The organism is Luteibacter sp., assembly GCF_051958795.1.
Lineage (GTDB): Bacteria > Pseudomonadota > Gammaproteobacteria > Xanthomonadales > Rhodanobacteraceae > Luteibacter.
On sequence record NZ_JBQCFT010000009.1, the window covers coordinates 1 to 21,490 of the forward strand.

Genomic DNA, 21,490 nt, shown 5'->3' on the forward strand with positions numbered 1-21,490 from the left:
GCCGTGTCGATGATCGTTGACGGCTTCTGCAAGCAGGTGTTCCGCGAGCTGCCGATGGAGTTCGCCGTGGAAGCCAAGAAGCTGCTCGAAGTCTCGCTCGAAGGGGCGGTGGGCTAAGCGATGGGTATCGTTGGCTCCGCCCCGGCCCCGACCGACCTGCGCGCGTTGCTCGCCGCGCTGGATCCGGCCGTCGATCCGGTACCGAAGCGCTTCATCCACGTGTCGCACGATCGTGCCCGCGAGCGCATGGCCGATGCGCTGATGATGTTCCGCGAGGACGAGGGCACCACGCTCATCGTCGACGTGACCGAGGACGACCGCAGTGGCGATCGCATGCTGTGGGCATGCATCACCCTGCGCGTGCAGTCCAGCCTGACCGCTGTCGGCATGATGGCCGCCGTTTCCGCCGCGCTCGCCCGGTGCGGTATTCCCTGCAACCCCGTTTCCGCGTTCCTGCACGATCACATCTTCGTGCCGTGGGACCGCCGCGACGAAGCGCTCGATGCGCTCTCGCACCTGACGCCCTGATGGACAGCACCGCCATGCACATGCTCAAGATCGAAAACCTCCATGCCCGCGTCGAAGGCAAGGAGATCCTGAAAGGCCTTTCGCTCACGGTGAACCCGGGCGAAGTGCACGCCATCATGGGCCCGAACGGCGCGGGTAAATCCACGCTCGGCAACGTGCTCTCCGGGCGCGATGGCTACGAGGTGACCGAAGGCTCGGTGACCTTCGACGGCCGTGACCTGTTTTCGCTGGAGCCGGAAGAGCGCGCCGCGGTCGGCCTGTTCCTCGCCTTCCAGTATCCGGTCGAGATCCCTGGCGTTAACAACACCTACTTCCTGCGTGCCGCGCTCAACGCGCAGCGGAAGTTCCGTGGCGAGGACGAGCTGGATTCCATGCGCTTCCTGAAGCTGGTGCGCGAGAAGCTGAAGATCATGCAGATCTCCGACGAGCTGCTGCACCGCGCGGTCAACGAAGGCTTCTCCGGTGGCGAGAAGAAGCGCAACGAGATCTTCCAGATGGCCGTGCTCGAGCCGAAGCTCGCCATCCTCGACGAAACCGATTCCGGCCTCGATATCGATGCGCTGAAGCAGGTGGCCGAGGGCGTGAACGCGCTGCGCTCCGCGGAGCGTTCGTTCATCGTCGTGACCCACTACCAGCGCCTGCTTGACTACATCGAGCCCGATTTCGTCCACGTGCTGGCCGGCGGCCGCATCGTCGAAAGCGGCGACAAGAGCCTCGCCCTGAAGCTCGAAGCCGAGGGCTATGCGTGGCTCGCCGACAAACACCCGCACCTGCGCAAGGCCGACCTTGCCGGGGAGCCGGCATGACCAGCGCGCCGTCGCCGTTCGTGCGGGCGGCGCTGGATGCCGCCGCCGGCGTGCCCGACACGGGCATCGCCTGGCTCGACGCCGCGCGCCGCGAAAACCTCGAGGCGTTCGCCGAAACCGGCTTGCCGGAAGGGCGTAACGAAGCCTGGAAGTACACGCCGCTGCGTGCGCTCTCGCAGCGCGCCTTCGCGTTGGCCGATGCCGGTGTGGCCGCGTCGGCGGATATCGCGCCTGCGTCGTTCGCCTTGCCGGGCGTCGATGGCGCGCGGGCGGTCTTCGTGGATGGCGTGTACCGCACGGGTCTTTCTTCGCTGGATGCCGGTAGCGGCGTCGAGCTTCTTCCGCTCGGCGGGGCGCTTGCCTCCCATGCGGAGCCTTTGCGTTTCGCCCTGGCCAACCGTTACCGCCGCGGCGCCGCCGATGCGTTCGCCCACCTCAACGCCGCGCTCGCCAGCGACGGCGTGGTGCTGCGCGTGGCCGACGGCGTGGCGGCGACGAAGCCCGTCCACATCGTCCACGTCACCAGCGGCCTCCAGCCGGACACGGCATGGCACGCACGCGTGCTGGTGGAGGTGGGGAAGGGCGCCTCGCTCGATGTCGTCGAACACTTCGTTGCCGCCGGCGATGCCGTGCAGCTCGGCACCGTCGTCGCGGATTACGTCGCACGCGAAGGTGCGAAGCTGGGCCTCGTGATCCTGCAGGATGCATCCCCGGCCACGACCCTCGTGCGTCGGGGCAACGTCCGCCTGGATGCCGAGGCGCACGTCACCGTGCATGCGCTGGAGCTGGGCGGCGCCCTGGTTCGCCACGAACTCACGGCCGAGGTCCTCGGTGACCGCGCGCGCTTCGATACGCGTGGCGTGTTTGCGCTGGCGGGCCGCCAGCACGTGGATACGCAGCTGGAAGTGCACCACAAGGCGCGTGACACCGCCTCCGAAGCGCTCTGGCGCGGCATTGCAGATGGTCGCTCGCGCGGTGTCTTCCGCGGCGCCATCGTGGTGGCCGAAGGCGCCGACGGTACCGATGCGTCGCTGAGCAACAAGAACCTGCTGCTCTCGGGTTCGGCCGAGATCGACACCAAGCCGGAACTCGAGATCTACGCTGACGAAGTGAAGGCTGCCCACGGCGCCACGATCGGCCAGCTCGACGAGCGCTCGCTGTTCTACCTGCGTTCGCGTGGTATCCCGCTGGTGGAGGCGCGCAGCCTCCTTACCCTGGCTTTCTGCCGCGCCGCGCTCGAGTCGCTGCCGAACGAAGCCTTGCGCGAGCACCTGGGCGAGCTGCTGGTCGCCCACCTGCCGACCAGCACCGCCAACGATTAAGTCCGGAGCCAAGCCATGAATGCCAGGGCCGAGACCGCCCCCCTCCCGCTCGACGTAGAGCGCATCCGCGCCGATTTCCCGCTGCTTTCGCGGACGGTGCACGGCAAGCCGCTGATCTACTTCGACAGCGCGAACACCTCGCAGAAGCCAGTGTCGGTCATCGAGGCGGTCGATCGCCACTACCGCGAGCACAACGCCAACGTGGCGCGTGCGGTGCATACGCTGGGCGAAGAGGCGACGGCGGCTTACGAGGGTGCGCGTGACGCGCTGGCGCGCTTCATCAATGCACCTTCGCGCGATGAAGTGATCCTCACCTCGGGTACGACCCAGGCGATCAACATGGTGGCGTACAGCTATGCGCTGCCGCGCCTGAAGCCGGGCGACGCGATCGTCACCACCGTAATGGAACACCACGCCAACATCGTGCCGTGGCAGCTCGTCGCCGAGCGCACCGGCGCCACGGTGAAGGCGGCGCCCATCGATGAGAAGGGCGAGCTGATCCTCGAGGAGTACTTCAAGCTCCTTACGCCGGAAGTGAAGCTCGCCTGCGTGGGCCACGTATCCAACGTGACCGGCACGGTGAACCCGGTGCGCGAGATTGCCCGTGAATGCCGCAAGCGCGGCATCCCGTTGCTCGTGGATGGGTCGCAGGCCGCCCCGCACCGCAAGGTGGATGTCCAGGCGCTCGGTTGCGACTTCTACGCCATCACCGGCCACAAGATGCTGGCGCCCACGGGCACCGGCGCGCTGTGGGCGAAGCGCGAGCACCTCATGGCAATGCCGCCGTTCTTCGGCGGTGGCGAGATGATCCGGGAGGTGCGGTTCGAAGGCACCGTGTTCGCCGACCCGCCGCACCGCTTCGAGGCGGGCACGCCCAACATCGCTGGCTTCGCTGGCATGTCGGCCGCGATCGATTACCTCGAAGGCATCGGGTTCGACCGCCTGAAGGCGCATGAGCAGGACCTGCTTGCATACGCGACCGAGGCGATCGCCGCACTCCCGGGCGTCCGTATCTTTGGCCAGGCGAAGGAGAAGGAACCGGTCATCTCGTTCCTGCTCGAAGGCGCCCATGCCAATGACATGGCGACCCTGCTGGACCTGCAGGGCGTCGCCGTGCGCTCCGGACACCATTGCGCGCACCCGCTGATGCAGTGTTTCGGCGTCCCCGCGACGCTGCGGGCCTCGCTGGCGTTCTACAACACCCGCGCCGAGGTCGACCAGTTCATCGACGCCGTGGGCCGGGTCCGCAAGCTCCTGCTCTGACGGCCCGCCAATCGCGCGCAAGCCCGCTACCACAGGCGGCCGTTGCCGTGTGGGAGCGCGCATGCGCCCGATACCGGTCCCGCGCCTAAAATGCGCCCATGACCCCGAAACACACCTTCCGCACCGCCACCCAGGCGGATGCCGCCGTTATCGCCAGCCTGGTCGAATCCGCCTACCGCGGTGACGCCAGCCGCGCCGGCTGGACCACCGAGGCCGATTTCCTCCACGGCCGCCGCACGGACGTCACCGAGATCGAAGAGCTCCTCACCGGACCAAACGGACGCTTCGTGCTGTTCGAGCGGGACGGCCTGGTCGCAGCCTCGTGCTACATCGAGCGCCAGGGCGAGATCTGCTACTTCGGCATGTTCTCCGTGCACCCCCCGTTCCAGGGCACCGGCATCGGCCGCCTGGTGATCGAGGAAGTCGAGCGCATCGCTGTCGAGGAATGGGCGTGCACGCGGGTCGAGATGACCGTGATCGATATCCGCGACGAGCTCATCGCCTGGTATGAGCGCCGCGGTTACGCCCGCACCGGCCGTACGAAGCCCTTCCCGTATGGCGATGAGCGCTTCGGCTTGCCGCAGCGCGACGACCTGCGTTTCGAGTACCTCGTGAAGGAACTCCGGGCGTGAACGGCTGGGTCAAGGTCGGCACCCGCAGCGAGCTGCTGCCTGGCGAGTTCAAGGTGGCCTGGGACGGCGATACGGCCATTGCGGTCTACAACATCGATGGCGATCTCTACGCTATCGAGGATGTCTGCACCCACGATGGCGGTGAACTGGCCGGTGGCCCGGTGCACGGCTTCGAGGTGGAATGCGTTCGCCACGGCGCACGGTTCGACCTGCGCAACGGTGACGTGACCTGCCCGCCGGCCTACGAGCCCGTGGCGGTCTTTCCCGTGCAGGAAGCCGACGGCTTCATCTGGACGCGCGACGACCGCTGAGCGCGGGCGGTTTGAGGCATCTCTGAGTCGCGAATTCCCTGACGCGGTTTGTCAGGAAGACCTTGCGCGCCTATAAGCTCAAGTACTACATAGGGTTGCGAATGGCCTTGTTGAATGACACCTGATCCGTGGCAAAGAATCGTTCTTCGATTCGAGTGGATGAAGTGTCATGCGTACATGGAAGGTTGCGATCGCTGCGGCGATCGTCGTGGGTGCCGCCGCGTGGGTCCCCTGGCTGGCGGCGTACCTGACGGACCGGTTGCTCGGCGTGGATTCCGGGCCGCGCTGGTGGATGGCGTGGTGGGGCTACTACCGGCATCTGGATGAGCCGGCCTACCAGCCGATTGCGTGGCGGATCTGGCTGGCCGGCGGCCTGGGCGCCGGTGTACCGCTGCTCATTGCAGGCGCGGCGCTGGCCCTCACGTTCCGTTCGTCGAAGATGGCGCGGCACGGCAGCGCACGTTTCGCGTCGAACCGTGACCTCGCGCGCCACCGCATGTTCAAGCCTTCGCCGACGGCCCTGATCGTCGGTCGCCGCGGCCGCCGCCTGGTCTACATGTCGGGCCAGCAGTTCGCGATCCTCGCTGCGCCGACACGCAGCGGCAAGGGCGTGGGCATCGTCGTCCCGAACCTGCTGAGCTACGAAGGCTCCGTTGTCGTCCTCGACATCAAGCAGGAGAACTTCGACCTCACCAGCGGCTGGCGCAAGGCGCAGGGGCAGGCGGTCTACCTGTTTAACCCCTTCGCGGAAGACCTACGCACGGCGCGCTGGAACCCGCTTCACTACGTCTCGGACGGCTCGTTCCGCGTCTCCGACCTCATGTCGCTCGCCGAGACGCTGTATCCCGACGGCGGTGGCGAACAGGGCTTCTGGGTCAGCCAGGCCCGCAACGCCTTCGTCGCGTTCACGATGTACCTGTTCGAGCGGCGCGACGCGGCCGGGGAGGGCAGCCGCCTGCAGACTCCGCGCGAGCCGACCCTTGGCGAGGTCTTCCGCATTTCGACTGGCGATGGCGACGACCTGAAGAGCTACCTGCAGGGTCTGGCGCGCGAAAGCTTCGTCAGCGACACAACGCAGAACGCCTTCAGCAACCTGCTCTCGCAAGCCGACGACACGTTCGCCTCGATCATGGGCACGTTCCGCGAGCCGCTGAACATGTTCCTCAACCCGGTGCTCGACGCGGCGACTAGCGGCAACGACTTCCTGCTCACCGATGTCCGCCGCAAGAAGATGACCATCTACATCGGCATCCAGCCGAACAAGCTGGCCGAGAGCCGGATCATCATCAATATGTTCTTCAGCCAGCTGGTGAAGCTCAACACCCGCGAACTGCCGATGCACGACGCGACGCTGAAGCATCAGTGCCTGCTGCTCATGGATGAGTTCACCGCGCTCGGCCGCGTCGACATCCTCGCGAATGCCGTCTCCTTCATCGCCGGCTACAACCTGCGCCTGCTGCCGATCATCCAGAGCCTCTCCCAGCTCGATGCTGTCTACGGCCCCGACATCGCGCGCAGCTTCGTCACCAACCACGCCCTGCAGATCGTCTACACCCCGCGCGAACAGCGCGACGCCAACGACTACTCCGAGATGCTCGGCTACACCACGGTCCGCCAGAAGAACATCACCCGCGGACACGACGTGAGCATCAGCCACCACGAAGAACGCCGTGCCCTGATGTTGCCCCAGGAACTCAAGGCCATGGGCGCCGACAAGCAGGTGTTCTTCTACGAAGGCATCCCCCATCCGGTGATGGCGGACAAGATCCGCTACTACCAGGATAAGTACTTCACCAGGCGGCTGAAACCGAAGGTGGAGGTTGAGATGTTGAAGGTGAAGGGCGTGAAGGCCCCGAAGGGAGCATTGTGAAAAGGCCAAACAGACTCTGTGCAGCTATATCGACCGCCTTTGCGTGGACGATTCTAATGGGTTGCGCAGATCCGACGATCAAGGATCCGATGACGCCCAAAGAGTACATCGCGGTTTCCGCAGCGAGTCTTAAGTCACTGCCTGACCAAGAAGGGCTCACGATTGAACGGCTAAAGGAGCTAGGGACTATCTACGAGCGTCGTGGACCCGGCGGAGCATGTGGTGATGATCCGCTCATTCATGGTCCACAAGATCATTGTCATCCAAAGCACGATATGTACGAGCAAATCCGGCGCGGTATTGCTGATGTCATGGCGCGCGATGGTCGGAAGATGACTGGCGAAGATGCCGAACGTGTCGCGCTAGCGGCCTTTTGGTGCGCTACGTATACACATCTTGATCGCGTCGACAGCGTCGAATCGTGGCCTGACGATGTTCCATGGGTCGATCGACTTATCACCATGACCGGTCGTGCTAGCGCGGTAACCGGAGATAGCGAGCAAAAACGTGCCATTGCCGTAGTGACCGGTCTTGGCATGAAGCACAACTGGCTGATTCACATGATTCGATGGGTCGATAACGGCATGACCATCGATAGGTTTCACGATCGGCGCTCGCGCCAGGATGTGGATCCTCAGGCTGGTGGTGCCGTGGAATGAACTTCGACGCGGCTAGATGGCGTAGTCGACGAATGGGTTCGATACGTGGCTGCGCATTCTTAGGCTTGTTCGCGTGCGTTTTTTTGACGGCATGTCTACCTGTGTCCGATTCGTTGGTCGCTCGAGATGGCAGGACGCATTTCAAAGAGCATGCGATCGCCACCGCATGTGGAAGAACTTTTGGATGCCGTATCGAGTATGCGGGGATCTATCAACGCAATGAGAGCGATAGCATTCTGCTGCCGCCGCTGAGACGAGACGTACTTTCAAACGACAAGGGATTGCACATAGGCATAGATAACTTTCCGGCGGCTGCCATCGTTTCGTGGAAGTCATCCGACGGTGTGGGGCACGAAGCCGCTATTGATATTGGCTCGATATTCAAGAGTCAGAGATTTCTCCACCGGGCGTTGGATGAAGAAATCTTCCGAATTCACAGGATGCCAGTCCTGATCTTGGTCGTGGACGATCGGACCATCCGTGTCTATATGAGAACGACATTGGTCCTGAACCGAGAGCAGGTTCCGGGTGACCGGCTGAGCATGGTTCGTGAGGATGTCGTTTTGGCGTTTAGCAAAGAATACTGACGATAAGGAAGTTATGAGATGGTGGAGCGGCACAGGAAGGATGGTTTCGGTAGGGTGTTGGACGGGGTTGATACGACGGCGACTTTCCGGAGTGATCTCTCGCTCTATGATGTTGGACGGGATTTGCTTGCTCGATTTAGCGTTCCGACGATGCTGCATCGTGGCGCACCGAATGAGCGCCTTTTCATGGCGAACTTCGACGGGACTGGAAATGACGCGGACGGCGATCCAGAACACAGGACGAATGTTCATGCCATCCATCGGGATGCCGCATCTTCTGGCGACCCCAGGGTGCAAAGCCGATATCTGAGAGGGCCTGGTACCCAAGAGAAGACGCTCTTTCGTGGTCTCGATGGTGGCTTGGGGTACTCCCATGACCGGCGCGTGCGGGAAATGTATGACATGGTTGTTGACCAGGCGCGCAAATGGATGGTGGAGAATCCCGCGTCGGATATCAGGGTTGTGATTACGGGGTTCAGTCGCGGCGCGGAACAGGCCGCCTCCCTGGCTCGAATGGTTCACGAGCGGGGGCTTGCCTACGAGGATGCTAACGGTCGTCATCAGCTAACACCCCCGGGAAAGATTCCGCAGTCGGTGATGTTGTTTGATCCTGTGGGTACGGGAGTTCCGCATGTGTACGATCGGCGGTTAGCCTCGTCGGTGATTTCCGGCGTTCAAATCGTTGCCCGTGATGAGCGTCGATCGCAGTTTCCTTCGTCGACGCTGATCAGGCAGGGCATGTCCGACGATGGGCGCTTCCTTGGGATAACCGTTCCCGGCGCTCATTCAGATGTCGGCGGCAGCTATCACATGGACGGGTTGCCTCGTGCCAGCTTGGCGCTCGGGGTGGATTTCCTCAACGCACAGGTCGAGGATCCTTTCTTGCAGCGCCCCGACCTGCGCGAAAACATCTGGGAGTACGATGGCCACAAGTCGGAGCAGCATTCCTTCATCTACACCACAGGTGCCGAGGACCGACTGGGGGAGCGCGACACACGCGGTGCAGAGCGTTTCCCAACGCATTGCCGGCCGGTTGAGGAATGCGCACCACCTGACCCCGCGGACGAATCATTGATCGCTCGCTTGGGCCCAGCGCACCCGGTTTCCGTTGGCCAGACTCCGCTCGACCTCATTGGGCGGGAGATTGCAATGGAACAAGCGCCAGAAGATCAACCTCGCCTGCCGTCCGACATCGAAGAAACGCGCGCGTTGATCTCAAAGCGAGAGCTGGCGCCAGATGCTTCTTGGGCTGACCACTTTCAGGAGACCCGTAACGGTCTGCGGGCGCCGGCCACGCAGATAGAGTTCTCTCGGGAACCGGGGCCGGAGTCCGAGCCGGCTATGCCCCTCCCAACCAGCCCAGCCCACCCAACCCACCGCGACCACCACCTCTACAACTCCATCCACGGCCAGCTCACCACCGTCCACAAGGAGGAGGGCATCACCCTAAGCCCCCAGCAAATGGACCGCCTGGCCCACTGCTCGGTAGCCACGGCAAAGCAATGCGGCATGAGCGACGTGAGCCACCTCTCCCTCGGTCAGGACAAGCAGGGCAACCTGTTGCCGGAGGTGCACCTCTACCAGGCGTTCCGCGGTGACGTGGACGATCCGCGGACGAAGTGGGGCAAGCTCGATGCGCTGGAGGCGTTCCAGACGCCAGTCGAGACGGCCTCCCGTGACCTGCAGGTGGCGAACCAGCAGATGGACCAGGTCCAGCAGGATCAGCAGATGCGCATGGCCCAGCAGCAGGAGCAGGGGATGTCGATGTCCCGCTGATTCTGCGGGCCAGGCCTATGGCGCCCAAGGGCCTCAAGGCCCTAAGCTGTGCCTCGCGCCATCCTTACCGGGGAATCCATGCCTGCCGTCGACCGCAAGCGCGTCGTCATCGCGTTCATTGTGTTGCTCGTCCTCTACCATGCGGCAGAGGGCCTGGGCGGGCATGTTTTCCATAGCCTGCTGGTGAGCGGCATCTTCCTGGTGGCCATGCTCGCCGTGGCCTGGCCGCTCGGGCGCTGGCTTGGCTTCAAGGGCTATGACGCGTATGCGCTCGAGTGGCGTCGCAGCACACCACTATTGCTGTGCGGTGGCCTGGTCCTCTCCCTGCTGCTGAAGTACGTCTCGGTGTGCGTAGGGATGGGGCTCGGCGTCTTCCTGGCACGGCCACCGGAGACGGCGGCGGCTGCCGTCATGTCGTTCGTCTCGACACTCCCCATGGCGCTCGCCATCACCTTCGTGCCGTCCATCGCCGAAGACATCCTCACCCGCGGCTTCTTTTACCGCGCCACGCGCATTACCTGGTCACCGCGGGTGTTCGTGGTGATTTCCGCCGTGGTGTACCTCTTGAACCACGTCTACCGCCTCGGTGCAGGTCCGGGCGAATGGATCATGCTGTTCTGCTACGGCCTGGCTTACGCCACGGCCGTGGTTCGCACGGGCAACCTCTGGCTCGCGGTTGGCCTTCACTGGGGCTGGAACCTCGCCAACCAGCTGATCGACACGGTGCTGCCTTACGACAACGCGATGCCGCAGTGGTCGCCGTTGCTCTCGGCCGCGGCCCACGTCGTGATGCTCGGCATGCTGTTCGCGATCCCCGCCAATATCGAAGGCGACGACCTGCACCCCGATCCGGCCTGACGCCGGGTCAGAAGTGGACGACGAAGGCCAGGGTCGTGGTCACCTGGCGACGCGAACCGAAGTCGCGTACGAGCGGACTATCCGCCGCATTGCCATAGAGCCGCGCATACGACACAGCCACGGCAAAGCCGGTGTGCTGCGAGGTCGGCACGAACGCATCGTACTCGAGATTCGCGGAGTGCCAGCCCGCGCCCGGCTGGTACGGAGCGGTGCCGATCGCCTGCGCCTCGGTCGGGGTCACGCCGAAAAAGCGTGACATACCCGCGCCGTTCATCCCTTCGACCTGAAACTCCAGGGAGTGCTGGATGTACCAGACATCCGGCAGCTGCCAGTCGGCATACAGGGCCGCGTAGGCGCCCGCACCGTTCGTATCATGCGCGACGTGGCCGCCCACGCTGAACTTCTTGTCGAACGCGTATTCGAGATAGCCGCCACCCTGCCAACGCGGTGACAGCGAGGCGACCTTGCCGCCCAGCTGTGGGCCCAGTTCGTTGTGCGTGCGGCCCCAGAGCCAGTTGCCGTACAGGCCGCCGTGCCAGTGTTCGCCGTGGATCAGATCGATGGTGAGGCCGTCGGTCGTCGATAGTTCCCCGACCCCGGGTAGCTCGATATCGATGTAAGGCACCGGCTGGTTGCGTGTGTGTTTCGAGCCAGGCCAGCCTGGCATGCGTTGCACACCCGCGCCGAACGCATAGGTCGGCGCGTCGTCATCGGCATGCGCGGCGGGTATCAACACGAGCGCGGAAAGCAGGGTGAAGCACGTGCGGCGCATGCGGGCAATATGACAGGGCGAAGACATGAGCATGCCGAAAAGTCCTTACAAAATGCTTTCGTAAAAGGGAAAGGGGCTCGAAAGGATCTGCCCCTAGCCTTCGCAGCATCCTGACAAACGGCTGCTTAGCTCGTGCTTACATCGCCTGACTGGAACATCCTGTGCGACTTCGACGGCACCATCGCCGTCGAGGACGTCATCGATTCGCTGCTCGACCGTTACGGCCGCCCGGGTTGGGAAGTGCTGGAGCGCGACTGGCGCGAAGGGCGTATCGGATCCGCCGTGTGCATGGCCGGGCAGGTAGCACTGCTCGACATGAGCAAAGACGAACTGGCGACGCACCTCGATAGCCTGCACATCGACCACGGCTTTGCCGCCTTCGTGAAGGCGACGATCGACCTTGGCATTCCGCTGGAGATCGTGAGCGACGGCCTGGATCACGCGATCCACGCCATCCTGGCGAACCACGGCATCGACAGCCTGCCCACCGTCGCCAACCACCTGCGCCAGGCGGCCCCGCGTGCATGGAACCTGACGTCGCCGTTCAGCGCCGATGGCTGCCGCAGCGGTACCTGCAAGTGCGCGCGTGTCGAGGTGGCCCGTGCGCGCGGCGGAAAGACCCTGCTAATCGGCGACGGTGCTTCCGACTTCTGCGCGGCTGACCGCGTGGACTTTGTGTTCGCCAAGAACCGCCTGATTGAACACTGCCGCGCCGCCGGCATCCCCTATGCGCCGATCGCCAGCTTCGATGAAGCCCTGGCGCTGCTTCCGGACCTGCTCGACGGCCGCCTGCCGCCGAAGACCGTCCTGCCCACTTCCGTGCCGAACATCGTGGACCTGCCTGCATGAACATCCTTACGCGCAATCCCGCCGTCGTCATCGATGACGAAGCCCTGCTTGCCGACGAAGCGAAGTACTGCTCGTTCGGCGATACCGTCCATTACGTCGATCCGCCGAAGATCTTCCGCCATGCGGAAGGCAGCTACATCTACGACAGCGAGAACATCCCGTTCCTCGACCTGCAGATGTGGTATTCGGCCGTGAACTTCGGTTACGGCAACCCGCGCCTCAACGACCGCCTCAAGGCGCAGATCGACCTGCTGCCGCAGGTGGCCAGCCAGTACCTGCACCAGGGCAAGATCGAGCTCGCCAAGACCATTGCGGTGGATGCGAAGCAGAAGTTCGGTCTGGATGGTCGCGTCCACTTCAACGTCGGCGGTGCGCAGGCGGTGGAAGATTCGCTGAAGCTGGTGCGCAACGCCCGCGGCGGCAAGAGCCTGATGTTCGCTTTCGAAGGTGGCTACCACGGCCGCACGCTTGGCGCGTCGTCCATCACGTCCAGCTACCGCTACCGTCGCCGCTTCGGCCACTTCGGCGAGCGCGCGCAGTTCATCCCGTTCCCGTATCCGTTCCGCCGCCCGAAGGGCATGACGCCGGAAGAATACTCCGACGCCTGCGTGCGTCAGTTCGAGCGCCTGTTCGAAACCGAATACAACGGCGTGTGGGATCCGAAGGTCGGCGAAGCCGAGTACGCCGCGTTCTACGTCGAGCCGATCCAGGGCACGGGTGGCTACGTCATTCCCCCGAAGAACTTCTTCATCGACCTTAAGAAGGTGCTCGACAAGTACGGCATCCTCATGGTCGTCGATGAGATCCAGATGGGCTTCTGGCGCACCGGCAAGCTCTGGTCGATCGAGCACTTCGGCGTGACCCCGGACGTCCTCGTGTTCGGCAAGGCGCTCACCAACGGCCTGAATCCGCTGTCGGGTATCTGGGCTCGCGAGGAGCTGATCAATCCCACCATCTTCCCGCCGGGCTCGACCCACTCGACGTTCAATTCCAATCCGCTGGGCACCGCCCTCGGCCTGGAAGTGATCCAGATGGGTTACGAACTCGATTACGAAACCCGCGTGGCGGAGAAGGGCAAGCACTTCCTGGAGGGCCTGCGTGACCTGCAGAAGCGCCACAAGGAAATCGGTGACGTGGACGGCCTGGGCCTCGCCCTGCGCGCCGAGATCTGCACCGAGGATGGTTTCACGCCGAACAAGGCGCTGCTCGACCGCATGGTCGACATCGGCCTGGCCGGCGGCCTGACTCACGAAGGCAAGAAGATCGGTCTCGTGCTCGATGTTGGCGGCTGGTACAAGAACGTGATCACGTTCGCCCCGTCGCTCGACATCAGCCACGACGAAATCGACCTCGCCATCGCGCTGCTTGACCAGCTGCTTACGCTGGCCAAGCGCGGCTGACACCGGGTTGGTCTGCGATGGCCTTCGTGAACCAGCTTGAGCCGGATGCCCTGCTCAAGCATTTTGAGCGCCATCCGCCGCAGGGATTCTCACCCCTCCGTGCGGTGGATGGTGCTCCGCTTTTCGCGGCCGATTTCGATCTGCTGACGACCGCCGACGATGCGCTGCGCCAGCGTGTCGCAAGGCTTCCGCTACAGGCACTGGTCAGGCGCGCGCTCACGGTGCGCGCCTGCTTTGCCGGGACCACGGTCTCCGAGTATTCACTGTTCAACAAGGCGAGTGATCCGGTGGAGGTTGCCGCGGACCTCGCCAATGGACAGGGCCGCACGCATCCGCTGCTGATCGTGAAGGACCTGGCCGTCGACTCGCCGCTGACCTCCGTCGCCGAACGTGGCTGGACGGCGCGCTTCGTCGATGCCGCGCGAGCGAAGGGCTACCTGATCGTCGAGGGCCAGGCCCTGGCGTACGTACCGATCGATTTCTCTTCCGTCGACGATTACCTCTCTCGGCTTTCCTCGTCCCGGCGGAAGAATCTCCGGCGCAAACTGCGCTCGCGTCAGCAGCTGGAAGTCGCGCGCGTACCGACGGGCGACGCCTTCGCCGACGACGCGACGGTCGACGCCTTCTATACCCTCTTCGAGAACGTGTACGCCCAGAGCGACGTGCACTTCGACAAGCTTTCCCGCGACTTTTTCGCGGCCACCCTGCGTGAGCCTGGCGGGGTGGTATTTACTTACCGGCATGATGGCCGGCTCATCGGCTGGAACCTCTGCTACGAGCACGGCGGGAAGCTGGTCGACAAGTACATCGGCTTCGCCTATCCGGCGGCGCGTGAGCTGGACCTGTACTTCGTCAGCTGGTTCGTCAACCTCGAGTACGCGCTTGCGCGGGGGCTGACCCACTATGTCGCCGGGTGGACCGACCCCGAGGTGAAGCGGAGCCTGGGGGCGCGCTTCCACATGACGAGACATGCCGTCTACATCCGTAATCCGTTTCTCCGAGCGATCGCGTCGCGCCTTATCCATCACTTCGAACCCGATAACCACTGGGCATCCGATGACCTCGCAACCCATCGTCCTTGACCTCGACGGGTCGGTCGGTGAGCTGCCGGACCGTCTGGTGCTGCCACTGCGGGAGCACGAAGAGGGCGTGCGCTTCGGCTGCTCGCTGGGCAAGCTTCGACGCCTCGGCCTGACGCTCGACGCCTCGTTGCCCCGCCAGCATGGCACGGTGTTCCTGGGTAGCGGTGACTTCCATCACCTCACCTGGCCGCTGGTCGCTCGCGTCCGTGGCGAGCAGGCGTTCCAGGTCGTGGTGCTCGACAATCATCCTGACAACATGCGCTTCCCGTTCGGCGTGCACTGCGGCTCATGGGTGCGTCGGGTGGCCGCGCTGCCACGGGTCAGCCATGTCCACGTTGTCGGTATTACCTCGCAGGATATCGGCAAGGGCCATGCCTGGGAGAACTACCTTGCCCCGCTGAAGAACGGCAAGCTCACGTACTGGTCGAATGGCGTGGATACGGGCTGGGCTAACAGGCTCGGTGTGGGCGATGCGTTCCGCTCGTTCAGCAGTAGCGATGCGATGGTGGACGCCTTTGTCTCGTCCCAGACGCGCGCCGGGCAGCCGGTGTACCTCTCGATCGACAAGGACGCCTATGCACCCGAGGTGGCGACGACCAACTGGGACCAGGGCACCCTGAGCGAAGACGGCGGCGCGGCGATCATCCACAGCCTGCGCGGCCGCATCCTCGCCAGCGATATCACGGGCGATATCTCGCGATACACCTACAAGACGTGGTGGAAGCGGCGGCTCAGCGCCATGGACGATCAACCCGACATTGATCCGCTACGCCTGCGCGGCTGGCAGGAGCAGCAGCACGCGTTGAATCTTCGCCTGATGAATCTCATCCGGGCATAGCCGCCAGCGCGAGTACCGCGTTCAGGCCGCCGAAAGCGAATGAGTTGGACAGCGCGGCGCGGATCGGCATCCCCCGGGCCGACCCCGTGACGACATCAAGGTTGCAAGCCTCGTCACGGTCAACGAAGTTTGCGGTGGGCGGCACCGTCGCATCGCGTATCGCGCAAAGCGTCGCCACTAGTTCAAGCGCGCCCGCGGCACCCAGGGCATGCCCATGCATCGATTTGGTCGATGTCACCGCGATACGGTCGGCATGCGCCGCGAATACGTCACGAATCGCCCGCGTCTCCGTCGCGTCGTTGGCGGCGGTGCCCGTGCCGTGGGCGTTGATGTGGTCGATCTGCTCCGGCGGCAGGCCAGACTCCGCGAGTGCCATGCGCATCGCCGCGGCCGCCCCTTTCGCGGATGGCGCGACGATATCGCCGGCATCGGAACTCATGCCTGCCCCGGAAAGTTCGGCGATCGGCGTAGCGCCACGTGCGCTGGCATGGGCAAGGGATTCGAGCACGAACATACCTGCGCCCTCGCCGAGCACGAGCCCGTGTCGCTGGCGACAGAAGGGGCGGCAGGTGTCGTCCGCGAGCACGCGCATGGCTTCCCAGGCCTTCAGCACGCTGTAAGACAGGCAGGCTTCGCTACCGCCGGCGATCGCGACGTCGACCACGCCCGCGCGAATCAACAGCGCCGCCTGGGCGATGGCATGGTTGGACGAGGCGCAGGCGCTGCTTACCGCGAAGACGGGACCGGTAGCACCGTGTGCATGCGCGATGTGGCTCGCCGGCGCGCTGGACATGGCGCGCACGATACTGAACGGGTGAATGCGCGCGGCACCCTCCGCATACAGCTTGCGGCTTTCCTCGTCGCGGCTCGTTTCCCCTCCCGTCCCGGTCCCGACGATCACGGCAATGCGGTCCGGCGACGTATCCGCCGGGCTCCAGCCCGATTGCACGACCGCTTCGCTCGCGGTGAGCAGGGCGAACTGGGAGACGCGGTCGAGGAGTGCAAGGTCCCGTTCCTCAAAATGCGCTGCGGGATCGAAGCCGTGGACTTGCGCCGCGATCCGCACGCGCAGTTCGCCTGCGCCCGGGAGCTGGAGGGGGCCGATGCCGGAACGGCCATCGCGCAGGGCATTCCAGTGGGAAGGAGCATCGTGCCCGAGGGCACTGATGGCGCCCATGCCCGTAATGACGACCCGTTGCTCCGGCGGACGCATGATGTTCAGGCCGCGTGCGCCGTCCCCGCTTCGTGGTCGCGCCGATCGATGGCGGCCTGCACGGCTTCGATAAGAGACTTCAGGGTCTCGCTGCCATCACGGTTCTGGTCGTCAGCGAGCTGGATCTTGAAGGCTTCCTCGATCTCGAAAACCGTCTCGATCGCTTCGAGCGAATCCACCTCAAGGTCCTTGAGGGTCGCCTCGGGCGTGACAACCGAGCGGTCCTTCCCACTCTGTTTCGCGACAATATCGAGCACCTGCGAAGCGACATCAGCGTTCATGGTGACCTCCGGCTCGCAATGGCCCCGGCCGCCGAATGGCAGCCCCGCGGGCCCGCGACGATCACGCTACGCCGGATGCCTTTGGCGTGGCTTTCGCAGCCTACCGTTTACCAACGCCCGATCAGATGCTGCACAAGGAGACTGACCAGCGCGACGGCAGCCCACGTACCAAGGCCGAGCAGGATGGGCCGCGGGCCGGTCTTCGCCATGCGGCGCAGGTCGGCGGAGAGGCCGATGGCCGTGAGCGCGACGATGATCAGGCACTCGGCGATGAAATGAATCACCGGGACGATCGACTCCGGTACCAGACCGGCGGTACGCACACCCGAGGCGACCAGGAACCACAGGATGAACCAGGGAAAAATCTTCGCGAGACTGAAGTCGCCGGCGCCGCCGCGCTTCTGCTTCCACGCCACGATGAAAGCGATGGCGAGGCTGATCGGAATGATCAGCGTGGCGCGGGTGAGCTTCACGATGGTCGCGTAATCGCCTGCGGCGTGGCTGTAGCTGTAGCCGGCTGCGACCACCGACGAGGTGTCGTTGATCGCCGTACCCGCCCACAGGCCGAAGCCGAGGTCGGAGAGGCCAATGGCATGGCCAAGCAGTGGGAAGAGCAGCACGGCAACGAGGTTGAACAGGAAGATCGTGCTGATGGCGAACGCCGTGTCGTGGTCGTCCGGCTTGATGATAGGCACGACCGCGGCGATGGCTGAGCCACCACAGATGGCGGTCCCTATCCCGATCAGCACCTGCAGCTTGTCGTGCACACGCAAAACGCGGCCGAGTATCCAGGCGGTGAGCCCGGCAGCCGCCACGGTGGCGAGCGTGACAGAAAGTGACTCGAGGCCCGTCTTCGCGACCTGGTTGAGGCTCAGGCCGAAACCGAGCGCGATGATCGACCACTGCAGGATCTGCTTGCCGGCGAAACGGATGCCCGGCTGGAAGCGGGCCGAGGGTGCCGCGAAGTGCCGCAAGAGGATGCCGAGGACGATGCCGCAGACGGCACCGCCAACCAGGGGCATGAGGCGGCCCAGACCGAACGCGACGGCTGCGACAGCGAGGGCGAGGGCGAGGCCGGGGAGGCGGGATTCGGGTTGGGGTGCGGCGGTAACGGCGGACACGGGCGGAGCCTTTTCACTTGGGACGCCGATATTGTCCCGCCAGCCATCCCATAAGCATATTGAAAATAGATGATCAGACACATAAGGTTCGCTTATGCACGCCTTCAGCCCGCGCCAGCTCGAAGTCTTCGTCGACATCGCCACCACCGGTAGCGTGCGCGCCGCCAGCGAGCGCCTCCACCTCAGCCAGCCGGCAGCGTCCATGGCGCTGGGTGAGCTGGAGCGCCTGATCGGCGAGCCGCTGTTCGACCGGGAGCGTGGCCGCCTACGCCTCAACGACCGCGGCCGCAGCCTGCTACCGCTAGCGCGTGAACTGGTCGAGCGCCATGCGGAATTCGCCCGCCGCGCTTCAGGCGCGGTCACGGGCCTCGCCGGCGAACTACGCGTAGGCGCGAGCAACACCGTGGGCAATTACCTCGTCGGCGACCTCGTCGGTCCGTTCGTCGATACGCACGCCGCGGTGGCCTTGCGCCTTACGGTAGCCAACACGGACCGCATCGCCCGCGGGGTACTGGATCACGACGTGGACATCGGTTGCGTCGAGGGGCCAGTCACGCATCCCGCGCTCGAAGCACGGCCGTGGCGCGAAGATCGCCTGGTCGTCTGCGCACGCCCCGGGCACGCCCTCGCGGGCAAGAAGCGGCTGAAACGCGAAGACTTCGCGGGCGAACGCTGGGTGCTTCGTGAGCGTGGTTCGGCCACGCGCGCCCTCAGCGAACGCGCGCTGGCCGAGCTTCCGGAAGGCCGGACCGTGCTGGAGCTGGACCAGTCCGAGGCCATCAAGCAGGCGGTGATCGCCGGCCTGGGCATCGCGTGCCTGCCGGAGGTGGCCGTGGTGGACGCCGTGGCGACAGGGCGCATGGTGGTGTTGCCGACGCCGTTCCTCGACCTGCGCCGTACGCTGTCGGTGCTGCTACACCGTCAGCGATACCGCGGCGCGGTGCTGGAAGCGTTCCTGGCGACCCTTACCTGAGGACGCAGCGGTTCTTGCCGCCACGCTTGGCCTCGTACATGGCCTCGTCCGCGGTCGAGACGAGCCGGTCGTACGCGTCGCCCGGCTGGAACAGCGTGACGCCGATGCTCGCGCCGATTTTCGCCGGGATACGCAGGTCCGCGACGTTCAGCGTGTAAGGTTCGGCGACGGTATCGCACAGCGACTGGCAGCGGGCCAGCGCCGCGCTGCCGTCACCGGTGTCGTGCAGGAGCACCGCGAACTCGTCACCGCCGAGGCGGGCTACCGTATCGGTACCCCGCGTGCGCGCATCGATGCGCGCCGCGATCGCCTTCAGCAGTTCGTCGCCGGCGGCATGGCCGTGGCCATCGTTCACGCCCTTGAACCCGTCGATATCGATATAGGCAAGGGCGAAGGGCGCGCCGCCCGTATTTGCCGCGGCCAGCGCGGCTTCGAGCCGTTCGCGGAACAACACGCGGTTGGGCAGGCCGGTGAGCGCATCGTGCGTCGCCTGGTGGCGAACCAGCTGTTCCATGCGGGTGCGCTCGGCGACCTCGCTGGTGAGCTGCTGGTTGCGCACGGAGAGCTCATCGAGCGCATGCTGCAGCAACGCGCGCGCCCGGTACAGCTCGAGGAAGATCTTCACCTTCGATTGCAGGATGGCGTCGTTGATCGGCTTGGCGATGTAATCCACGGCGCCCGCCGTATAACCCTTCATCCGGTTGATATCGTCGGCGTAGGCGGCCGTGACGAAGATGATGGGGGTCTCGCGCAGGTGTTCTGTCTCGCCGATCAGCTCGGCGACTTCGAAGCCATCCATCCCCGGCATGTTCACGTCGAGCAGGACCAGGGCGAACTGGTGGTCGAGGCAGAGCGCGAGGGCATCGTTGCCATTCGCGGCCTCGAAGATATCGGCGTCCGCGCGGGCCAGCAGGCGGCGCATGGCGACAAGGTTGGCCGGCGTGTCGTCGACGACAAGGATCTTGGGGCGGATCGGGGTCATGGCATGCACAGTTCGTTGAGTCTTTGCGCGATCTGGTCGAGTGGCAGGCAGGCGTCGGCGCCCGCGATATCGAGTCCTGCCCGCGGCATGGCATCGGATACCGCTGTTGCCGGGTCCTCGACCACCGCGTAGCCACCCGCGTGCCTTACGGCCTTCAGGCCGTTGGCGCCATCCGAATTGGCGCCGGTCATCAGCACGGCCACGAGGCCGTCTTGCCATGCACCGGCGGCTGTTTCGAACAGCACGTCGATCGATGGCCTTGCATAGGTTACCCGCGCATCCACGCTAAGCGAAAAATGCGCGTTCGGTTCCACCAGCAGGTGGTAGCCGCTGGGTGCCACGTGCACCACGCCCGGGTCCGCCGGCGCGCGCTCCGCGGCCTCCACGACGGGCAGGGCGGAGACGCGGGCGAGCAGTTCCACCAGCAGCGAAACATCCGCCGAGCCCGTGTGGCAGCAAACGACCACGGGCACGGTCAGCCGCTTGTCGAGCCGCGGCAGCACGTGCTGCAAGGCGGCGAGGCCGCCCGCGCTACAGCCCATGGCAATGGCGGTACGCGGCTTCATCGCGCCAGTGGCCTCGCGGTGGTACCGCCCGCCTGGTAGATCCGCAGCCCGGCATCGATATCGATGAAGCTGCTGGCCGCCGGCGAGAAGTCGATGTTCTCGCGCGTCCCGAGGCAAAGGAAGCCACCGCGGACCAGGCTGTCGCGGAACAGGGCCAGCGTGCGGTCCTGCAAGGCGTTGTTGAAATAGATGAGCACGTTGCGGCACAGGATGAGGTGTGCCTCGCAGAACACCTCGTCGGTGACCAGGTTGTGGTTGAAGAAGGTGACGTTGCGGCGCAGGCGCTGGTCGAGCTTGATGAAGTCGTAGCGCGCACTGTAGTAGTCGCTGAAGGACTTCAGTCCACCGGCTTCGATGTAGTTGCGCGACCAGTCGCGCGCATCGCGGGTGGCATAGATGCCCTCCGCGGCCGCCTGCAATGCGGCGTCGTTGAAGTCGGTGGCGTAGATCCGCGTGCGGTCGTAAAGGCCGGCCTCCTCGAGGAGGATGGCCAGCGAATAGACTTCCTGGCCATGCGCGCAGCCGGCCTGCCAGATGTTGATCTCCGGATACGAGGCGAGTATCGGCAGGACCTTGTCACGCAGCGCACGGAACACCGGCGGGTCGCGGAACATCTCCGACACGGGCACGGAAAGGCCTTCGATGACCCGGGTGACGAAACCATCCTCGTGCAGCAGGCGCCGGTTCAACTCACTGATGGTGCCCGCATCATGCGTGCGCACGAGTTGCTGCACGCGCCGCTTCAGTGAAGCGGGCGCGTACTCGCTGAAGTCGTAGCCGTGCGCGCGCTGCATGGCGCGG

General features: G+C 64.8%; 23 protein-coding genes. 15 read left to right on the forward strand and 8 right to left on the reverse strand.

Going from position 1 to position 21,490, the window contains the following annotated elements; genetic code table 11:
* Nucleotides 1-120: 120 nt before the first annotated feature.
* The 8 genes from ACTHLF_RS00665 to ACTHLF_RS00700 all read left to right on the forward strand — a co-directional run bounded on the left by ACTHLF_RS00665 (nt 121) and on the right by ACTHLF_RS00700 (nt 7,391).
* Complete coding sequence (locus ACTHLF_RS00665) at nt 121-528, forward strand: ACT domain-containing protein (RefSeq protein WP_440323935.1); 408 nt, start codon at nt 121-123, stop codon at nt 526-528.
* A 14-nt stretch (nt 529-542) separates the two neighbouring features.
* Nucleotides 543-1,334 carry a Fe-S cluster assembly ATPase SufC gene (gene sufC, locus ACTHLF_RS00670; protein ID WP_440323968.1) on the forward strand — a complete coding sequence of 264 codons (792 nt, stop codon included), beginning with the start codon at nt 543-545 and terminating at the stop codon, nt 1,332-1,334.
* Complete coding sequence (sufD, locus tag ACTHLF_RS00675; RefSeq protein WP_440323936.1) at nt 1,331-2,656, forward strand: Fe-S cluster assembly protein SufD; 1,326 nt, start codon at nt 1,331-1,333, stop codon at nt 2,654-2,656. Before sufC ends, sufD begins: the two co-directional genes overlap by 4 nt.
* Before the next feature lie 15 nt (nt 2,657-2,671).
* Nucleotides 2,672-3,919: an aminotransferase class V-fold PLP-dependent enzyme gene (locus ACTHLF_RS00680; RefSeq protein WP_440323938.1), complete on the forward strand. Its 1,248-nt coding sequence runs from the start codon at nt 2,672-2,674 to the stop codon at nt 3,917-3,919.
* A gap of 98 nt (nt 3,920-4,017) precedes the next feature.
* Nucleotides 4,018-4,551: a GNAT family N-acetyltransferase gene (locus tag ACTHLF_RS00685; protein WP_440323940.1), complete on the forward strand. Its 534-nt coding sequence runs from the start codon at nt 4,018-4,020 to the stop codon at nt 4,549-4,551.
* Nucleotides 4,548-4,862: a non-heme iron oxygenase ferredoxin subunit gene (locus ACTHLF_RS00690; protein WP_440323942.1), complete on the forward strand. Its 315-nt coding sequence runs from the start codon at nt 4,548-4,550 to the stop codon at nt 4,860-4,862. Before ACTHLF_RS00685 ends, ACTHLF_RS00690 begins: the two co-directional genes overlap by 4 nt.
* Before the next feature lie 169 nt (nt 4,863-5,031).
* Nucleotides 5,032-6,732, forward strand: a complete 1,701-nt coding sequence (locus ACTHLF_RS00695; RefSeq protein ID WP_440323944.1) for a type IV secretory system conjugative DNA transfer family protein — start codon at nt 5,032-5,034, stop codon at nt 6,730-6,732.
* A gap of 89 nt (nt 6,733-6,821) precedes the next feature.
* Nucleotides 6,822-7,391 (forward strand): XVIPCD domain-containing protein, encoded by a 570-nt coding sequence (locus ACTHLF_RS00700; RefSeq protein ID WP_440323946.1) that lies wholly within the window; start codon nt 6,822-6,824, stop codon nt 7,389-7,391.
* 332 nt (nt 7,392-7,723) lie between these two features.
* On the opposite strand, the gene ACTHLF_RS00705 is transcribed toward ACTHLF_RS00700, so the two are convergent.
* Entirely contained in the window at nt 7,724-8,230 is a 507-nt protein-coding gene (locus tag ACTHLF_RS00705) for a hypothetical protein (RefSeq protein WP_440323971.1), read from the reverse strand.
* On the opposite strand from ACTHLF_RS00705, the gene ACTHLF_RS00710 reads away from it, so the two are divergent.
* Together ACTHLF_RS00710 and ACTHLF_RS00715 are read left to right on the forward strand one after the other, a co-directional pair.
* The gene (locus tag ACTHLF_RS00710; RefSeq protein WP_440323969.1) at nt 8,165-9,754 is read left to right on the forward strand and encodes a phospholipase effector Tle1 domain-containing protein; all 1,590 of its coding nucleotides are present in this window, start codon (nt 8,165-8,167) and stop codon (nt 9,752-9,754) included. The genes ACTHLF_RS00705 and ACTHLF_RS00710 overlap by 66 nt on opposite strands.
* A gap of 78 nt (nt 9,755-9,832) precedes the next feature.
* Nucleotides 9,833-10,612 (forward strand): lysostaphin resistance A-like protein, encoded by a 780-nt coding sequence (locus tag ACTHLF_RS00715; RefSeq protein WP_440323948.1) that lies wholly within the window; start codon nt 9,833-9,835, stop codon nt 10,610-10,612.
* Nucleotides 10,613-10,619: 7 nt separating this feature from the next.
* On the opposite strand, the gene ACTHLF_RS00720 is transcribed toward ACTHLF_RS00715, so the two are convergent.
* Nucleotides 10,620-11,384 carry a MipA/OmpV family protein gene (locus tag ACTHLF_RS00720; protein WP_440323950.1) on the reverse strand — a complete coding sequence of 255 codons (765 nt, stop codon included), beginning with the start codon at nt 11,382-11,384 and terminating at the stop codon, nt 10,620-10,622.
* A 132-nt stretch (nt 11,385-11,516) separates the two neighbouring features.
* On the opposite strand from ACTHLF_RS00720, the gene ACTHLF_RS00725 reads away from it, so the two are divergent.
* From ACTHLF_RS00725 to ACTHLF_RS00740, 4 genes are read left to right on the forward strand one after another with little or no spacing between them, the layout of a single operon-like run.
* Complete coding sequence (locus tag ACTHLF_RS00725; RefSeq protein ID WP_440323951.1) at nt 11,517-12,233, forward strand: MtnX-like HAD-IB family phosphatase; 717 nt, start codon at nt 11,517-11,519, stop codon at nt 12,231-12,233.
* A complete protein-coding gene (locus tag ACTHLF_RS00730; RefSeq protein ID WP_440323953.1) occupies nt 12,230-13,633 on the forward strand; it encodes an aspartate aminotransferase family protein in 1,404 nt (467 codons plus the stop codon). Before ACTHLF_RS00725 ends, ACTHLF_RS00730 begins: the two co-directional genes overlap by 4 nt.
* A 17-nt stretch (nt 13,634-13,650) precedes the next feature.
* Complete coding sequence (locus tag ACTHLF_RS00735; protein ID WP_440323954.1) at nt 13,651-14,715, forward strand: GNAT family N-acetyltransferase; 1,065 nt, start codon at nt 13,651-13,653, stop codon at nt 14,713-14,715.
* Nucleotides 14,690-15,553, forward strand: coding sequence for a hypothetical protein (locus tag ACTHLF_RS00740; protein WP_440323955.1), 864 nt, complete (start codon nt 14,690-14,692; stop codon nt 15,551-15,553). Before ACTHLF_RS00735 ends, ACTHLF_RS00740 begins: the two co-directional genes overlap by 26 nt.
* Here the strand turns inward: ACTHLF_RS00740 and ACTHLF_RS00745 are convergent.
* The 3 genes from ACTHLF_RS00745 to ACTHLF_RS00755 all read right to left on the reverse strand — a co-directional run bounded on the left by ACTHLF_RS00745 (nt 15,540) and on the right by ACTHLF_RS00755 (nt 18,168).
* Nucleotides 15,540-16,766 (reverse strand): beta-ketoacyl-[acyl-carrier-protein] synthase family protein, encoded by a 1,227-nt coding sequence (locus ACTHLF_RS00745; RefSeq protein ID WP_440323956.1) that lies wholly within the window; start codon nt 16,764-16,766, stop codon nt 15,540-15,542. The genes ACTHLF_RS00740 and ACTHLF_RS00745 overlap by 14 nt on opposite strands.
* 5 nt (nt 16,767-16,771) lie before the next feature.
* Entirely contained in the window at nt 16,772-17,047 is a 276-nt protein-coding gene (locus ACTHLF_RS00750; RefSeq protein WP_440323958.1) for an acyl carrier protein, read from the reverse strand.
* Nucleotides 17,048-17,154: 107 nt separating this feature from the next.
* The gene (locus tag ACTHLF_RS00755; RefSeq protein WP_440323959.1) at nt 17,155-18,168 is read right to left on the reverse strand and encodes a YeiH family protein; all 1,014 of its coding nucleotides are present in this window, start codon (nt 18,166-18,168) and stop codon (nt 17,155-17,157) included.
* A gap of 94 nt (nt 18,169-18,262) precedes the next feature.
* Between ACTHLF_RS00755 and ACTHLF_RS00760 the strand changes: the two genes are divergently transcribed.
* Entirely contained in the window at nt 18,263-19,141 is an 879-nt protein-coding gene (locus ACTHLF_RS00760) for a LysR substrate-binding domain-containing protein (RefSeq protein WP_440323961.1), read from the forward strand.
* Here ACTHLF_RS00760 and ACTHLF_RS00765 read toward each other — a convergent pair.
* The 3 genes from ACTHLF_RS00765 to ACTHLF_RS00775 all read right to left on the reverse strand — a co-directional run.
* Complete coding sequence (locus ACTHLF_RS00765) at nt 19,134-20,123, reverse strand: diguanylate cyclase domain-containing protein (protein WP_440323963.1); 990 nt, start codon at nt 20,121-20,123, stop codon at nt 19,134-19,136. The two genes, ACTHLF_RS00760 and ACTHLF_RS00765, sit on opposite strands and share 8 nt — an antisense overlap.
* A complete protein-coding gene (locus ACTHLF_RS00770) occupies nt 20,120-20,689 on the reverse strand; it encodes a chemotaxis protein CheB (protein WP_440323965.1) in 570 nt (189 codons plus the stop codon). The genes ACTHLF_RS00765 and ACTHLF_RS00770 overlap by 4 nt, the downstream gene beginning before the upstream one ends.
* Nucleotides 20,686-21,490: CheR family methyltransferase (locus tag ACTHLF_RS00775; RefSeq protein WP_440323966.1), on the reverse strand; the 805-nt coding region annotated here is incomplete at its 5' end. The genes ACTHLF_RS00775 and ACTHLF_RS00770, both read right to left, overlap by 4 nt.

Coding starts and splice junctions, on each gene's coding strand:
- ACTHLF_RS00665 (WP_440323935.1), top strand. CDS start 121: ATGGGTATCGTTGGCTCCGCCCCGGCCCCGACCGACCTGCGCGCGTTG.
- sufC (WP_440323968.1), top strand. CDS start 543: ATGCACATGCTCAAGATCGAAAACCTCCATGCCCGCGTCGAAGGCAAG.
- sufD (WP_440323936.1), top strand. CDS start 1,331: ATGACCAGCGCGCCGTCGCCGTTCGTGCGGGCGGCGCTGGATGCCGCC.
- ACTHLF_RS00680 (WP_440323938.1), top strand. CDS start 2,672: ATGAATGCCAGGGCCGAGACCGCCCCCCTCCCGCTCGACGTAGAGCGC.
- ACTHLF_RS00685 (WP_440323940.1), top strand. CDS start 4,018: ATGACCCCGAAACACACCTTCCGCACCGCCACCCAGGCGGATGCCGCC.
- ACTHLF_RS00695 (WP_440323944.1), top strand. CDS start 5,032: ATGCGTACATGGAAGGTTGCGATCGCTGCGGCGATCGTCGTGGGTGCC.
- ACTHLF_RS00700 (WP_440323946.1), top strand. CDS start 6,822: ATGACGCCCAAAGAGTACATCGCGGTTTCCGCAGCGAGTCTTAAGTCA.
- ACTHLF_RS00710 (WP_440323969.1), top strand. CDS start 8,165: ATGGCGAACTTCGACGGGACTGGAAATGACGCGGACGGCGATCCAGAA.
- ACTHLF_RS00705 (WP_440323971.1), bottom strand. CDS start 8,230: ATGAACATTCGTCCTGTGTTCTGGATCGCCGTCCGCGTCATTTCCAGT.
- ACTHLF_RS00715 (WP_440323948.1), top strand. CDS start 9,833: ATGCCTGCCGTCGACCGCAAGCGCGTCGTCATCGCGTTCATTGTGTTG.
- ACTHLF_RS00720 (WP_440323950.1), bottom strand. CDS start 11,384: ATGCGCCGCACGTGCTTCACCCTGCTTTCCGCGCTCGTGTTGATACCC.
- ACTHLF_RS00730 (WP_440323953.1), top strand. CDS start 12,230: ATGAACATCCTTACGCGCAATCCCGCCGTCGTCATCGATGACGAAGCC.
- ACTHLF_RS00735 (WP_440323954.1), top strand. CDS start 13,651: ATGGCCTTCGTGAACCAGCTTGAGCCGGATGCCCTGCTCAAGCATTTT.
- ACTHLF_RS00740 (WP_440323955.1), top strand. CDS start 14,690: ATGACCTCGCAACCCATCGTCCTTGACCTCGACGGGTCGGTCGGTGAG.
- ACTHLF_RS00745 (WP_440323956.1), bottom strand. CDS start 16,766: ATGCGTCCGCCGGAGCAACGGGTCGTCATTACGGGCATGGGCGCCATC.
- ACTHLF_RS00750 (WP_440323958.1), bottom strand. CDS start 17,047: ATGAACGCTGATGTCGCTTCGCAGGTGCTCGATATTGTCGCGAAACAG.
- ACTHLF_RS00760 (WP_440323961.1), top strand. CDS start 18,263: ATGCACGCCTTCAGCCCGCGCCAGCTCGAAGTCTTCGTCGACATCGCC.
- ACTHLF_RS00765 (WP_440323963.1), bottom strand. CDS start 20,123: ATGACCCCGATCCGCCCCAAGATCCTTGTCGTCGACGACACGCCGGCC.
- ACTHLF_RS00770 (WP_440323965.1), bottom strand. CDS start 20,689: ATGAAGCCGCGTACCGCCATTGCCATGGGCTGTAGCGCGGGCGGCCTC.